11 protein-coding genes are annotated in these 14,301 nt (G+C 60.1%); 5 read left to right on the forward strand and 6 right to left on the reverse strand.

Annotation, left to right across the window (positions count from 1 at the left end):
* Positions 1-26: 26 nt before the first annotated feature.
* Complete coding sequence (gene ppsR / locus AO353_RS00875; protein ID WP_054593257.1) at positions 27-845, forward strand: pyruvate, water dikinase regulatory protein; 819 nt, start codon at positions 27-29, stop codon at positions 843-845.
* 20 nt (positions 846-865) lie between these two features.
* Here ppsR and prpD read toward each other — a convergent pair whose 3' ends face one another.
* The 6 genes from prpD to AO353_RS00905 form a co-directional block, all read right to left on the reverse strand.
* Complete coding sequence (prpD, locus tag AO353_RS00880) at positions 866-2,350, reverse strand: 2-methylcitrate dehydratase (protein ID WP_054593258.1); 1,485 nt, start codon at positions 2,348-2,350, stop codon at positions 866-868.
* A 104-nt stretch (positions 2,351-2,454) separates the two neighbouring features.
* Entirely contained in the window at positions 2,455-3,645 is a 1,191-nt protein-coding gene (gene prpF / locus AO353_RS00885; RefSeq protein WP_054593259.1) for a 2-methylaconitate cis-trans isomerase PrpF, read from the reverse strand.
* Between the two features lie 54 nt (positions 3,646-3,699).
* A complete protein-coding gene (gene acnD, locus AO353_RS00890) occupies positions 3,700-6,294 on the reverse strand; it encodes a Fe/S-dependent 2-methylisocitrate dehydratase AcnD (protein WP_054593260.1) in 2,595 nt (864 codons plus the stop codon).
* Positions 6,295-6,494: 200 nt separating this feature from the next.
* Positions 6,495-7,622 (reverse strand): bifunctional 2-methylcitrate synthase/citrate synthase, encoded by a 1,128-nt coding sequence (gene prpC / locus AO353_RS00895; protein WP_054593261.1) that lies wholly within the window; start codon positions 7,620-7,622, stop codon positions 6,495-6,497.
* A gap of 67 nt (positions 7,623-7,689) precedes the next feature.
* Positions 7,690-8,583 (reverse strand): methylisocitrate lyase, encoded by an 894-nt coding sequence (gene prpB, locus AO353_RS00900; RefSeq protein WP_054593262.1) that lies wholly within the window; start codon positions 8,581-8,583, stop codon positions 7,690-7,692.
* Positions 8,580-9,302, reverse strand: a complete 723-nt coding sequence (locus AO353_RS00905) for a GntR family transcriptional regulator (RefSeq protein WP_019689463.1) — start codon at positions 9,300-9,302, stop codon at positions 8,580-8,582. The genes prpB and AO353_RS00905 overlap by 4 nt, the downstream gene beginning before the upstream one ends.
* A 270-nt stretch (positions 9,303-9,572) precedes the next feature.
* On the opposite strand from AO353_RS00905, the gene AO353_RS00910 reads away from it, so the two are divergent.
* From AO353_RS00910 to pabB, 4 genes are all read left to right on the forward strand, one after another.
* Complete coding sequence (locus AO353_RS00910; RefSeq protein WP_054593263.1) at positions 9,573-10,112, forward strand: ATP-dependent zinc protease; 540 nt, start codon at positions 9,573-9,575, stop codon at positions 10,110-10,112.
* A gap of 5 nt (positions 10,113-10,117) precedes the next feature.
* Positions 10,118-11,650 (forward strand): inactive transglutaminase family protein, encoded by a 1,533-nt coding sequence (locus AO353_RS00915; RefSeq protein ID WP_054593264.1) that lies wholly within the window; start codon positions 10,118-10,120, stop codon positions 11,648-11,650.
* On the forward strand, positions 11,650-12,636 hold the full coding sequence (locus tag AO353_RS00920) for an alpha-L-glutamate ligase-like protein (protein WP_054593265.1): 987 nt from the start codon (positions 11,650-11,652) through the stop codon (positions 12,634-12,636). The genes AO353_RS00915 and AO353_RS00920 overlap by 1 nt, the downstream gene beginning before the upstream one ends.
* A gap of 262 nt (positions 12,637-12,898) precedes the next feature.
* The gene (gene pabB / locus AO353_RS00925; protein WP_054593266.1) at positions 12,899-14,242 is read left to right on the forward strand and encodes an aminodeoxychorismate synthase component I; all 1,344 of its coding nucleotides are present in this window, start codon (positions 12,899-12,901) and stop codon (positions 14,240-14,242) included.
* The last annotated feature ends 59 nt before the right edge of the window (positions 14,243-14,301 follow it).

Consider the following 14,301-nt stretch of genomic DNA (forward strand, 5'->3'; position numbering starts at 1 on the left):
TCACCAGCTTAAGGCCCAAGGCGCAAATGAAACGATCTGCTTTCTTTATCTCCGATGGCACGGGCATTACAGCCGAAACCCTGGGTCAAAGCCTGTTGGCGCAGTTCGAAAACATTACCTTCAGCAAAGTCATACGACCGTACATCGACAACGTGGACAAAGCGCGGGCCATGGTACAACAAATCAATATGGCCGCCGAAAAGGACGGATTTCGTCCGATCATCTTCGACACGATCGTCAACCAGGATATTCGTGAGATCCTCGCGACCTCCAATGGTTTCATGATCGACATTTTCTCGACCTTCCTCGCGCCGCTCGAGCAGGAACTGAGCGAACACTCGTCGTATTCGGTCGGCAAGTCCCACTCCATTGGCCACAACTCCAATTACATGGAGCGTATCGAGGCAGTGAACTTCGCCCTCGACAACGACGACGGCGCCCGCACCCACTATTACGACAAGGCCGACCTGATCCTGGTCGGTGTGTCACGCTGCGGCAAAACCCCGACCTGCCTGTACATGGCCATGCAATTCGGCATTCGCGCGGCCAACTACCCGCTGACCGAAGACGACATGGAGCGCCTGCAACTGCCATCGGCGTTGCGCGCCCACAAGCACAAGCTGTTTGGCCTGACCATCGATCCGGACCGTCTCACCGCGATCCGCAACGAACGCAAGCCCAATAGCCGCTACTCGAGCTACGCCCAGTGCGAGTTCGAAGTGCGTGAAGTCGAAAACCTGTTCCGCCGCGAGAACATCGCACACATCAACTCCACGCATTTTTCCGTGGAAGAGATTTCGGCGAAGATCCTGGTGGAAAAAGGCGTCGAGCGGCGCTTCAAGTAGGAGCTGCCGCGGGTTCAGCTTCAGATCACGAAGAGATCCATGAAACGGTTAACCGGCGTAGCCTCGAGTTTTGCCTGATCCTGGCACAAGGCAAAGATCTGCGCCGACCGTTGTGCAGTGAAGCGCGTCGCCAGATTGGCCTTGAACTTGTCCTCCAGCAAGGGAATGCCCTCGGCGCGGCGACGACGATGACCAATCGGGTATTCGACCACCACTTGTCCGGTGCTTGAGCCGTCCTTGAAGAACACTTGCAAGGCGTTGGCGATAGAGCGCTTGTCAGCCTCCAGGTACTCGCGGGTGTAACGCGGGTCTTCGACGATGACCATCTTCTTGCGCAACTCGTCGATGATCGGGTGCGCGGCGTGAAACTGGTCTTCGTACTGTTCAGCCACCAGAGTGCCGAAGGCCAGCGGCACGGCGGTCATGTACTGGATGCAGTGATCGCGGTCGGCGGCATTGGCCAGTTGGCCGACCTTGGAAATGATACGAATCGCCGACTCGTGAGTGGTGATAACGATCTTGTCGATTTCATCCAGACGATTGCTCACCTGCGGGTGCAGGGTCACCGCCGCTTCGCAAGCGGTTTGCGCGTGAAACTCGGCCGGGAAGCTGATCTTGAACAGCACGTTTTCCATCACGTAGGTGCCGTACTTCTGCGAGAGGCTGAACGTACGTTTATCGGCGGGCTTGAGCGCCAGGTCCTTGTTGGTGTGGCTGAACAGCACGTCGTAGAAACCCCACTGCGGCGCGGTCAACACACCCGGAATGCCCATCTCGCCACGCATGGCGATGTCCGCCAACCGCACGCCACGACTGGAGGCATCGCCCGCTGCCCAGGACTTGCGCGAACCGGCGTTCGGCGCATGACGGTAAGTGCGCAGTGCCTGACCATCGACAAACGCGTGGGACAGCGCCGCCAACAGTTGCTCGCGATTGGCACCCATCAGTTTCGCGGTCACCGCCGTCGAGGCGACTTTGACCAGCAGCACATGGTCCAGGCCAACCCGGTTGAAGGAGTTCTCCAGGGCAATCACACCCTGAATCTCGTGGGCCATGATCATCGCGTCCAGCACCGCTCGCATGGTCAGCGGCGCATCGCCATTGGCCACGCGTTTTTGCGACAGGTGGTCGGCAACCGCGAGGATCCCGCCGAGGTTATCGGACGGATGGCCCCACTCGGCAGCCAGCCAGGTGTCGTTGTAATCGAGCCAGCGGACGATACAGCCGATGTCCCACGCCGCTTTTACCGGGTCGAGACGAAAATGGGTGCCGGGAACACGTGCGCCAAAAGGCACGACTGTGCCTTCAACGATAGGACCCAAGTGTTTGGTGCATTCGGGAAAGCGCAGGGCCAACAGGCCGCAACCGAGGGTGTCCATCAGGCAATTGCGGGCGGTGTCCAGCGCCTCTTTGGACTCGATCTTGAAATTGAGAACGTAATCGGCAATGTCCTGCAGGACCTTGTCGTAGTCGGGACGAATGTTCAGGTCGACGTTGGCGCTCATGTTTGGTTTCCTCCGCAAATGGACGGACCTGCGACGCGCTCCGTAGCAGCTGGCGAAGCCTGCTGCTACGGAGACTGCGTTCACCCTGCTGTTTCAGCCCCCCCTCAGAAAGAATCGCCCGGCACGCGCACCCAGCCTTCCATCAATACTCGCGCACTGCGGCTCATGATGGCTTTGGTCACGGTCCATTCGCCATCGACCTGTTGGGCTTCGGCGCCCACGCGCAAGGTGCCGGACGGATGCCCGAAGCGCACCGCGTTGCGAGGAATACCGCCCGCGGCGAGGTTGACCAGCGTGCCGTCAATCGCTGCCGCGGTGCCAATCGCTACGGCAGCCGTGCCCATCATCGCGTGGTGCAACTTGCCCATGGACAGTGCCCGAACTAACAGGTCGACATCGCCTGCCGCCACCGGCTTGCCGCTGGAAGCGAGGTAATCGGCAGGCCGTGCGACGAACGCCACCTTGGGGGTGTGCTGACGCTTGGCGGCGTCTTCAAGATTCTGGATCAGCCCCATGCGCAGCGCGCCATACGCACGAATGGTCTCGAACATCGCCAGCGCTTTCGGGTCGCCGTTGATATCGCCCTGCAACTCGGTGCCGGTGTAGCCGATGGCTTCGGCGTTAACGAAGATGGTCGGAATGCCGGCGTTGATCATGGTCACCTTGAGCGTGCCGACACCGGGCACTTCCAGGTCATCGACCAGGTTGCCGGTCGGGAACATCGAGCCGCCTGCGCCCTCTTCCTCGGCCGCCGGGTTCATGAATTCGAGCTGCACTTCAGCGGCCGGAAAAGTCACGCCATCGAGTTCGAAATCACCGGTTTCCTGCACCGCGCCGTCAGTGATCGGCACGTGGGCAATGATGGTCTTGCCGATATTGGCCTGCCAGATGCGCACCACCGCGATACCGTTACGTGGAACGCGACTGGCCTCGACCAGACCGCTGCTGATGGCGAACGAACCGACCGCCGCCGAGAGGTTGCCGCAGTTACCGCTCCAGTCGACAAAAGGCTTGTCGATGGAGACCTGACCGAACAGGTAATCGACATCGTGATCGGCCTTGATGCTCTTGGACACGATCACCGTTTTGCTGGTGCTGGAGGTCGCCCCGCCCATACCGTCGATTTGCTTTTCATACGGGTCAGGGCTGCCGATCACTCGCAACAACAGCGCATCGCGGGACGGGCCCGGAACCTGCGCCGATTCAGGCAGGTCTTGCAGGCTGAAGAACACGCCTTTGCTGGTGCCGCCGCGCATATAGGTGGCAGGGATCTTGATCTGAGGTACGTGGACCATAATGTTCCTTATGCGCCGGAGCAGGACGTCACCGCCCTGCCCCGGCAAGTCGCGTTAGACAGCAACAGCCGATTCAAGGAAGTCCTGGGCGAAACGCTGCAACACGCCGCCGGCTTCATAGATCGAGACTTCTTCAGCCGTGTCGAGACGGCAGGTCACCGGCACCGACACCTGCTCACCGTTCTTGCGGGTAATAACCAGGGTCAGCGTGGCACGCGGCGTGCGCTCGCCGATCACATCGAAAGTTTCAGTGCCGTCGATGCCCAGCGTCTTGCGGTCGGTGCCCGGCTTGAACTCCAGCGGCAACACGCCCATGCCCACCAGGTTGGTGCGGTGGATGCGCTCGAAACCTTCGGCAGCGATGGCTTCGACACCGGCCAGACGCACACCCTTGGCCGCCCAGTCGCGGGACGAACCCTGACCGTAGTCGGCGCCGGCGATGATGATCAGCGGCTGCTTGCGCTCCATGTAGGTTTCGATAGCTTCCCACATGCGCATGACCTGGCCTTCCGGCTCGACACGCGCCAGCGAACCCTGCTTGACCTTGCCATTTTCCTGAACCATTTCGTTGAACAGTTTCGGGTTGGCGAACGTCGCGCGTTGCGCAGTCAAGTGGTCACCGCGGTGTGTCGCGTAGGAGTTGAAGTCCTCTTCCGGCAAGCCCATTTTCGCCAGGTATTCGCCAGCGGCGCTGTCGAGCATGATGGCGTTGGACGGCGACAGGTGATCGGTGGTGATGTTGTCCGGCAGCACCGCCAGCGGGCGCATGCCCTTGAGCGGACGCGCCCCGGCCAGTGCGCCTTCCCAGTACGGTGGACGACGGATGTAGGTGCTCATCTCGCGCCAGTCGTACAACGGTTTGACTTTCGGGCCGGTGTCTTCGTGGATGGCGAACATCGGGATGTAGACCTGACGGAACTGCTCCGGCTTGACCGATGCCTTGACCACTGCGTCGATCTCTTCGTCGCTCGGCCAGATGTCCTTCAGGCGGATTTCCTTGCCATCCGCCGACAGGCCCAACACGTCTTTTTCGATGTCGAAACGGATGGTCCCGGCAATCGCGTACGCCACTACGAGCGGCGGCGACGCAAGGAACGCCTGTTTGGCGTACGGGTGAATCCGGCCATCGAAGTTGCGGTTACCCGACAACACGGCAGTGGCGTACAGGTCGCGGTCGATGATCTCTTGCTGGATCACCGGGTCCAGCGCACCGGACATGCCGTTGCAGGTGGTGCAGGCGAATGCCACCACGCCGAAACCAAGCTGCTCCAGTTCAGAAGTCAGGCCGGCTTCATCGAGGTACAACGCCACGGTTTTCGAACCCGGTGCGAGGGACGATTTGACCCACGGCTTGCGGGTCAACCCGAGCTTATTGGCATTGCGTGCCAACAGGCCTGCAGCGATGACGTTGCGCGGGTTGCTGGTGTTGGTGCAACTGGTGATGGCGGCAATGATCACCGCGCCGTCCGGCATTTGGCCGGGCACATCGTCCCACTGGCCGGAGATGCCCTGGGCCGCGAGATCAGAGGTAGCGACACGGGCGTGAGGATTGCTCGGCCCCGCCATGTTGCGCACCACCGAAGACAGGTCGAAGGTCAAGCCGCGCTCGTATTGTGCGCCCTTCAGGCTATCGGCCCACAGGCCTGTGGTCTTGGCGTAATTCTCGACCAACTGCACCTGCTCGTCTTCACGGCCGGTGAGTTTCAGGTAGTCGATGGTCTGCTGGTCGATGTAGAACATCGCCGCGGTGGCGCCGTATTCCGGAGCCATGTTGGAAATGGTTGCACGGTCGCCGAGGGTCAGCGCGGAGGCGCCTTCACCGAAGAACTCCAGCCAGGCTCCAACGACTTTTTGCTTGCGCAGGAACTCAGTCAGAGCCAGCACCATGTCGGTGGCGGTGATGCCTGGTTGCAGCTTGCCGGTGAGTTCGACGCCGACACTTTCCGGCAGACGCATCCAGGAGGCACGACCGAGCATCACGCTTTCCGCCTCCAGACCGCCAACACCGATGGCGATCACGCCCAGGGCATCGACATGCGGGGTGTGACTGTCGGTGCCGACGCAGGTATCCGGGAAGGCCACGCCGTCACGCACCTGGATCACCGGCGACATTTTCTCCAGGTTGATCTGGTGCATGATGCCGTTGCCTGGCGGGATCACGTCGACGTTCTTGAAAGCCTTCTTGGTCCAGTTGATAAAGTGAAAACGGTCTTCATTACGACGGTCTTCGATGGCGCGGTTCTTTTCGAACGCTTCCGGATCGAAGCCACCGCGCTCGACGGCCAGGGAGTGGTCGACGATCAATTGCGTCGGTACCACCGGGTTCACTTGCGCGGGATCACCACCTTGCAGGGCAATGGCATCACGCAGGCCAGCGAGGTCGACCAGGGCGGTCTGCCCAAGAATGTCGTGGCAGACCACGCGGGCCGGGAACCATGGGAAATCGAGGTCGCGTTTGCGCTCGATGAACTGTTTCAGGGATTCGGTGAGCGTGGCCGGGTCGCAGCGGCGCACCAGGTTTTCCGCCAGTACGCGAGAGGTGTACGGCAGGGTGTCATAGGCGCCGGGCTGGATGGCCTCGACTGCCGCGCGGGTGTCGAAGTAATCCAGATGGCTGCCGGGCAGCGATTTGCGGAAATCTGTGTTCATCGTCAAGACTCGGTCACGGTGATTACAAAAGGTGGGGCCTGGCGCCGGATTTGAAACCCGACCTTTGTAGGAGCCGAGCTTGCTCGCGATAGCGGTGTAACGGTTGACATCAATGTTGAGTGTCAGTCCGTCATCGCGAGCAAGCTCGGCTCCTACAAGGGTTTTCGGTTCATTCAGCAAGCAGCGCCGGCACCTACCGGTCAGCGTTGTTCGATTGGCACGAACTTGCGCTGTTCGACGCCGACGTATTCGGCGCTCGGGCGGATGATTCGGTTATTGGCACGCTGTTCGAACACATGCGCCGCCCAGCCGGTCAAGCGCGAGCAGACGAAAATCGGCGTGAACAGCTTGGTTGGAATGCCCATGAAGTGGTACGCCGAGGCATGGTAGAAGTCCGCGTTGGGGAACAGTTTCTTCTGTTCCCACATGGTCTTGTCGATGGCTTCGGACACCGGGAACAACACGGTGTCGCCGACTTCGTCAGAGAGCTTTTTCGACCAGCCCTTGATCACTTCATTACGCGGATCGTTGTCTTTGTAGATCGCGTGACCAAAACCCATGATCTTGTCTTTGCGCGCAAGCATGTCGAGGGTGCCTTTGATCGCCTCTTGCGGCGACGCGAAGCGCTCGATCATTTCCATCGCCGCTTCGTTGGCGCCGCCATGCAGCGGGCCGCGCAGGGAACCGATGGCCGCGGTAACGCAGGAGAACAGGTCGGACAAGGTCGATGCGCACACGCGGGCGGTGAAGGTCGATGCGTTGAACTCGTGTTCCGCATAAAGGATCAGCGAAACGTTCATCACCTTGACGTGCAGCTCGCTCGGCTTCTTGTCGTGCAGCAGGTGCAGGAAGTGCCCGCCAATCGACTCTTCATCGGTCACGCAGTTGATGCGTTTGCCGTCATGGCTGAAGCGATACCAGTAGCACATGATCGCCGGGAACGCGGCCAGCAGCCGGTCGGTTTTGTCATGTTGCTCGGAGAAGTCATGCTCCGGCTCAAGGTTGCCGAGGAACGAGCAACCGGTGCGCATCACGTCCATCGGGTGGGCGTCGGCCGGGATGCGTTCGAGCACTTCCTTCAGGGCTTGCGGCAGGTCACGCAGCTTGCTCAGTTTGTTGATGTAGGCGGCCAGTTGCGCCTTGTTCGGCAGTTCGCCGTACAACAGCATGTACGCCACTTCTTCAAAATGCGCCTGGGCCGCCAGTTCGCGAACGTCATAGCCGCGATAGGTCAGGCCTGCGCCCTCTTGCCCTACGGTGGACAATGCGGTTTGCCCGGCCACCTGGCCACGCAGACCGGCGCCACTCAATACTTTTGCTTCGGCCATTGCTGTCTCCAATCTTGAATTTGTTAGGGAATCTGCAACATCTAAACGATGAATCGAGTATTGCCGATCAACCCTTTTTCTGGGCAAACAACGCATCGAGCTTCTGCTCGAAGGTGTGGTAATCGATGCGATCGTAAAGCTCCATGCGGGTCTGCATGGTGTCGATGACGTTCTGTTGCGTACCGTCGCGACGGATCGCGGTGTAGACGTTTTCCGCTGCTTTGTTCATCGCGCGAAAGGCCGACAGCGGGTACAGCACCAGCGACACATCGGCGGCTTTCAGCTGTTCGGTGGTGTACAGCGGCGTGGCGCCGAACTCGGTGATGTTGGCCAGGATTGGCGCTTTGACGCGGCTGGCGAACAGCTTGTACATGTCCAGTTCGGTGATAGCTTCCGGGAACACCATGTCGGCGCCGGCCTCGATGCACGCCGCGGCGCGATCCAGTGCCGACTCCAGACCTTCCACCGCCAGGGCGTCGGTGCGGGCCATGATCACGAAGCTGTCATCGGTGCGCGCATCGACTGCCGCCTTGATCCGGTCGACCATTTCCTGCTGGGAAACGATCTCTTTATTCGGGCGGTGACCGCAGCGCTTGGCGCCGACCTGGTCTTCGATGTGAATCGCTGCCGCACCGAACTTGATCATCGACTTCACGGTGCGCGCGACGTTGAATGCCGAGGAACCAAAACCGGTGTCCACGTCCACCAACAGCGGCAGGTCGCAGACATCGGTGATCCGGCGTACGTCGGTCAACACGTCATCGAGCCCGGTAATCCCCAGGTCCGGCACACCGAGAGAACCGGCAGCGACCCCGCCACCGGACAGATAAATAGCCTTGAAACCGGCGCGCTTGGCCAGCAGCGCATGGTTGGCGTTGATCGTGCCGACCACTTGCAAAGGATGCTCGCTGGCAACCGCATCGCGGAAACGCTGGCCTGGTGTGCTCTTGTTCGAACTCATGACTCACCTCGTGGAGTGGCTGTCTGATGGGCTCCGTCCTGATAGTGACGGGCGATATTGCGTTTTGAAGCGCCGATGTGACGACGCATCAACAACTCGGCCAATTCACCGTCACGGTCGGCGATGGCATCGAGAATCCGGTGGTGCTCGGCAAACGCCTGGCGCGGCCGATTGGGCGTGGCGGAAAACTGGATGCGGTACATGCGCACCAGCTGATACAGCTCGCCGCAGAGCATTTGCGTCAGCGTGCGGTTGCCGCTGCCTTGAATGATTCGGTAGTGAAAGTCGAAATCGCCTTCCTGCTGGTAATAGCCGACGCCTGCCTGAAACGCCGCATCACGCTCATGGGTTTCCAGCACCTGACGCAACTCGTCGATTTCTTCGGTGGTCATGCGCTCGGCGGCCAGACGACAGGCCATGCCTTCCAGGGACTCGCGAATTTCGTAGAGCTCAAGCAGTTCGGCGTGACTCAGCGACACCACCCTCGCCCCTACGTGCGGGACGCGGACCAGCAGGCGCTGACCTTCGAGACGATGGATCGCCTCACGCAACGGCCCACGGCTGATGCCGTAAGTGCGCGCCAGTTCAGGCTCGGAAATCTTGCTGCCCGGGGCGATCTCGCCTTTGACGATGGCCGCCTGAATGCGTCGGAAGACGTTTTCGGAAAGGGTTTCCGAATCGTCTGACGCCATCACCGGGGGATCAAGTTGATCCAGCATATTGTCGACACCTCATAAGCCAATGCGCCAAAAACTAACCAATATCGCGCAACCAGTCAAAGGAAAAAGAACTATTGTCGACAATCGTCTAATAAACGCCTTAAGTAAAACCTAAGTAAAGGACTGACCCGCGGCTGGCGCCATAAAACCACCGTGCTAGAATGCCGCCCGCATTTGTCTGTCATCTTTTTATGGCAGGCACTAGAAGGAGCTTGTGCAGCAATGCCAGTCGCCTTGAACTGAAGAACGGACGGCGCCGCGCCAGGATCTATGAGACTCAAGCCCTTCACCCTGTTGATCTGTCTACTCCTCTGCCTGCCAGGTCTCGCTATCGCGGGTGAAAAGACTGTGTACGGTCTCAACGAATACGCGCAGTTGGCAGGAATCGACCTGGAAGTCGCGGCCAAACTCGACACGGGGGCCAAAACCGCCTCCCTCAGTGCCCGTGATATCAAGCGCTTCAAACGCAATGGCGAATCGTGGGTGCGCTTTTATCTGGCCATCGACACCGCCCACTCGCACCCGATCGAGCGCCCATTGGCACGCGTCAGCAAAATCAAACGCCGCGCTGGCGACTTCGATCCCGAGGAAGGCAAGCAGTACACCGCTCGCCCGGTGATCGAGCTGGATATCTGCATGGGCACGGCGTTGCGCAGCATAGAAGTGAACCTGACCGACCGAAGTGCATTCCAATTCCCGCTCTTGATCGGTTCCGAAGCCTTGAAACGCTTTGATGCGCTGGTCGACCCGAGTCTTAAATACGCTGCTGGCAAACCCGCCTGCGCCATCGACGCTCATACCGCAGAGTAATGCCCATGCGCTCCCTTACCCTCCACCTGAAAATCCTGATCACCCTATTGGTGGTGCTGGGCCTTTCGGTCACGGCCTATCAGATTTTCGTGCTGGGCATTCCGGTGACCGAAGACGCCACCGACGACTTGTGGAACATCGACGCCAAGGTCGAGTTCGTCGCCAGTGCCAAGGACCCGGTCAAGATCCAGATGTTCGTGCCACCGCTGAGTCGCGACTACGTCAGCCTCAATGAAAGCTTTATCTCCAACAACTATGGCGTTGCGGTGAACCGCGTCGACGGCAACCGCAAGGTCACCTGGTCGGCACGCCGGGCCAAGGGCAACCAGACGCTTTACTACCGCCTGGTGCTGACCAAGCGCTACACCGGTGAAAAATCCAAAGTCAAAGGCCCGACCTTCCGCGACAGCATCGCCGTCGAAGGCCCGGAGAAAGTCGCCGCCGACGCCCTGCTCGCGCCGATTCGCCAGCACTCGGCAGACGTCGAGACCTTCATCGGCGAAGCGATCAAACGCGTCAACAATTCCAATGACGACAATGCAAAACTGCTGCTGGCCGGCGATCCGTCACCAGCGCACAAAGCGAAAATCGTCGAACTGCTGCTGTCCATCGCCCACGTACCGTTGGAAAAGGTCCACACCATCCGCCTGGTCGCCGATCAGCCGCAAACCCCGGAGCTCTGGCTGCGTAGCTTCAACGGCACTGACTGGCTGTACTTCAACCCGGAAACCGGCGAGCAAGGCCTGCCCACCGATCGCCTGCTGTGGTGGACCGGCGATGACAACCTGATCACCGTCGAGGGCGGCAAGAAGGCCAACGTCACCTTCAGCCTGAACAACAGCGAAATGAACGCCATTCGCCTGGCCAAGCTGACCGACGAAAATACCGACGCCAGCTTCCTCGATTACTCGCTGTACGGCTTGCCGCTGCAAACCCAGCAAACCTTCATGATCATGGTGATGATCCCGATCGGCGTGCTGGTTATCCTGATCCTGCGCAACCTGATCGGCTTGCAGACCCTCGGCACCTTTACCCCGGTGCTGGTTGCCCTGGCCTTTCGCGAAACCGGGTTGGGTTTCGGCATTACGCTGTTTACAGTGATCACGGCACTGGGGCTTTCGTTGCGCTCCTACCTTGAGCACCTGAAGCTGCAAATGCTCCCGAGGCTGTCGGTGGTGCTGACCTTCGTTGTGGTGCTGATTGCCGCCATCAGCCTGTTCAGCCATAAACTGGGGCTGGAGCGCGGGCTGTCGGTAGCGCTGTTCCCGATGGTGATCCTGACCATGACCATCGAACGCCTGTCGATCACCTGGGAAGAACGTGGCGCCGGGCATGCGCTGAAAGTCGCGATTGGTACGCTGTTCGCCGCCTCTCTGGGACACCTGATCATGAGCATTCCGGAACTGGTTTATTTTGTGTTCACCTTCCCGGCGATCCTGTTGATCCTGGTGGGCTTCATGCTGGCCATGGGTCGCTATCGCGGCTACCGCCTGACCGAGCTGATGCGCTTCAAAGCCTTCGTCAAGGCCGATTCGTAATGTTCGGTTTCTGGAAGACCTGGAAGGCCCTGCACGCCCAAGGCATCATGGGCATCAATCGGCGCAACGCTGACTACGTACTCAAGTACAACAAGCGCAGCCTGTACCCGATTGTCGATGACAAGATCATCACCAAGGAACGCGCAATCAAGGCCGGCATTCACGTGCCGGAAATGTACGGCGTGATCTCCACCGAGAAAGAAATCGAAAAGCTTGGCGAGATCATCGGCAACCATAGCGACTTCGTGATCAAACCGGCACAGGGTGCCGGCGGTGACGGCATCCTGGTGATCGCCGACCGCTTCGAAGGCCAGTACCGCACGGTTTCCGGAAGGATCATCAGCCATGAAGAAATCGAGCACCAGATCTCCAGCATTCTGACCGGCCTGTATTCCCTGGGCGGCCACCGCGACCGCGCACTGATCGAATACCGGGTAATTCCCGACCAGATCTTCAAAAGCATCAGTTATGAAGGCGTGCCGGACATCCGCATCATCGTGCTGATGGGCTACCCGGTGATGGCCATGCTGCGTTTGCCCACCCGGCAATCCAGCGGCAAGGCCAACCTGCACCAGGGCGCTATCGGCGTCGGTGTCGACCTGGCCACCGGCATGACCTTGCGCGGCACCTGGCTGAACAAATTCATTCTCAAACACCCGGACACCACCAACGCGGTAGATGGCGTGCAACTGCCCTACTGGGACGGTTTCATGAAACTCGCCGCCAGCTGTTATGAGCTGTGTGGCCTGGGCTACATCGGTGTCGACATGGTGTTGGACCAGGAAAAAGGTCCGCTGATTCTCGAACTCAACGCACGGCCCGGGCTGAACATTCAGATCGCCAATGATTGCGGGTTGACCACGCGCACTCATGCAGTCGAGGCACACCTGGAAGAGCTGAAAGCCAGAGGGATTACCGAAACACCGCAAGAGCGCGTGGAGTTTGTTCAGCACATGTTCGGGAATATCCCCTCGGCCGAAGGCTAAGCCTTTGTGGCGAGGGAGCTTGCTCCCGCTGGGGCGCGAAGCGGCCCTAAAACCCGACAACACAACCTTACAAGCAGAACACATGTGCCGATTTTACGACTGCTTCGCCCGAGCGCGGACCGCCCCAGCGGGAGCAAACTCCCTCGCCACAGGGTTTGTGCAGTCGCACATGATGTATCTCTTCCCGACATCCCCTCTAGGAGCAAATCCCGCAGAGGACTACAATCGCCACCCCCGCCTCGATGGCTGATCTGCCCCGCTCATGTTGACCTGCTCCGTATACCCGCTTCCCTATCGCGCCAACCCCGCCGAGTATTTCGCGGCGATTCGCCATGCCCCGGGCAGCGTACTGCTCGACAGTGGCCGACCGAGTGCCGAGCGCGGACGCTATGACGTGCTCAGCGCCTGGCCAGTGGCAACACTGGCGGTTTCGCCTGACGAAAGTGGCGGCGCATTCCTGCAACGCCTGCGCGACACGCTGGCCCGGCTCGGCAATGCAGCGATCCCTGCCCCCTACGAATTACCCTTCGCCGGTGGCTTGATCGGCTACCTCAGTTACGATTTCGGCCGTCACCTGGAGGCCCTGCCCTCCCAGGCTCACGATGACCTGCAACTGCCCGACGCGCGCTTCGGCCTGTATGACTGGGCGATGATCAGCGATCACCTGACCGGCAGCAGTCAGTTGGTGTTCCATCCCAACCTGATCGAATCCGAGCGCCAGCGCCTGATCGAACTGTTCAGCCAGCCCGCGGCTGCAGCGACCGCACCGTTCACCCTGAGCGGCGCCATGAGCCCCGACCTCAGCGCCAGCGACTATCAGCAGGCGTTCGTGCGTATCCAGCAGTACATCCAGGCCGGCGACTGCTATCAGGTCAACTTCGCACAACGCTTTCGCGCACAATGCCAAGGCGATCCGTGGACCGCGTATTGCGCGCTACGGGCAGCTTGCCCAACACCGTTCTCTGGCTTCCAGAGCCTGCCCGACGGCGGCGCGGTGCTGAGCCTGTCGCCAGAGCGTTTCGTCAAAGTCAGCGAAGGCCACGTAGAAACCCGTCCGATCAAAGGCACCCGTCCGCGCGGCCAGAACGCTGCCGAAGACGCGGCCAACGCTGCCGAACTGTTGGCCAGCCCCAAGGATCGCGCGGAAAACCTGATGATCGTCGACCTGTTGCGCAACGATCTGGGCCGCACTTGCCGCATTGGCTCGGTGCGCGTGCCCGAGTTGTTCAGCCTGGAAAGTTACCCCAACGTGCATCACCTGGTGAGCAGCGTCACTGGCGAATTGGCTGACAACAAAGACGCCCTCGACCTGATCGCCGGCAGCTTCCCCGGTGGCTCGATCACTGGCGCACCGAAAATCCGCGCCATGCAAATCATCGACGAGCTGGAACCAACCCGCCGTGGTTTGTACTGCGGTTCGTTACTGTATCTGGACGTACGCGGGGAAATGGACAGCTCGATCGCCATCCGTAGCTTGCTGGTCAAGGATGGCCAGGTCTGCTGCTGGGGCGGCGGCGGGATCGTCGCCGATTCGGACTGGCAGGCCGAATATCAGGAGTCCATCACCAAGGTGAAGGTGTTGCTCGAAACCCTGCAAGGCCTCTGATGCATGGCTGTTGTGGCGAGGGAGCTTGCTCCCGCTGGGGAGCGGAGCGCCCCCAAAAC

This window comes from Pseudomonas fluorescens (assembly GCF_001307155.1).
Taxonomy (GTDB): Bacteria; Pseudomonadota; Gammaproteobacteria; order Pseudomonadales; family Pseudomonadaceae; genus Aquipseudomonas; species Aquipseudomonas helvetica.

Excerpts from the sequence above, each read along its gene's own strand:
- ppsR (WP_054593257.1), top strand. The coding sequence starts at position 27 with ATGAAACGATCTGCTTTCTTTATCTCCGATGGCACGGGCATTACAGCC.
- prpD (WP_054593258.1), bottom strand. The coding sequence starts at position 2,350 with ATGAGCGCCAACGTCGACCTGAACATTCGTCCCGACTACGACAAGGTC.
- prpF (WP_054593259.1), bottom strand. The coding sequence starts at position 3,645 with ATGGTCCACGTACCTCAGATCAAGATCCCTGCCACCTATATGCGCGGC.
- acnD (WP_054593260.1), bottom strand. The coding sequence starts at position 6,294 with ATGAACACAGATTTCCGCAAATCGCTGCCCGGCAGCCATCTGGATTAC.
- prpC (WP_054593261.1), bottom strand. The coding sequence starts at position 7,622 with ATGGCCGAAGCAAAAGTATTGAGTGGCGCCGGTCTGCGTGGCCAGGTG.
- prpB (WP_054593262.1), bottom strand. The coding sequence starts at position 8,583 with ATGAGTTCGAACAAGAGCACACCAGGCCAGCGTTTCCGCGATGCGGTT.
- AO353_RS00905 (WP_019689463.1), bottom strand. The coding sequence starts at position 9,302 with ATGCTGGATCAACTTGATCCCCCGGTGATGGCGTCAGACGATTCGGAA.
- AO353_RS00910 (WP_054593263.1), top strand. The coding sequence starts at position 9,573 with ATGAGACTCAAGCCCTTCACCCTGTTGATCTGTCTACTCCTCTGCCTG.
- AO353_RS00915 (WP_054593264.1), top strand. The coding sequence starts at position 10,118 with ATGCGCTCCCTTACCCTCCACCTGAAAATCCTGATCACCCTATTGGTG.
- AO353_RS00920 (WP_054593265.1), top strand. The coding sequence starts at position 11,650 with ATGTTCGGTTTCTGGAAGACCTGGAAGGCCCTGCACGCCCAAGGCATC.
- pabB (WP_054593266.1), top strand. The coding sequence starts at position 12,899 with ATGTTGACCTGCTCCGTATACCCGCTTCCCTATCGCGCCAACCCCGCC.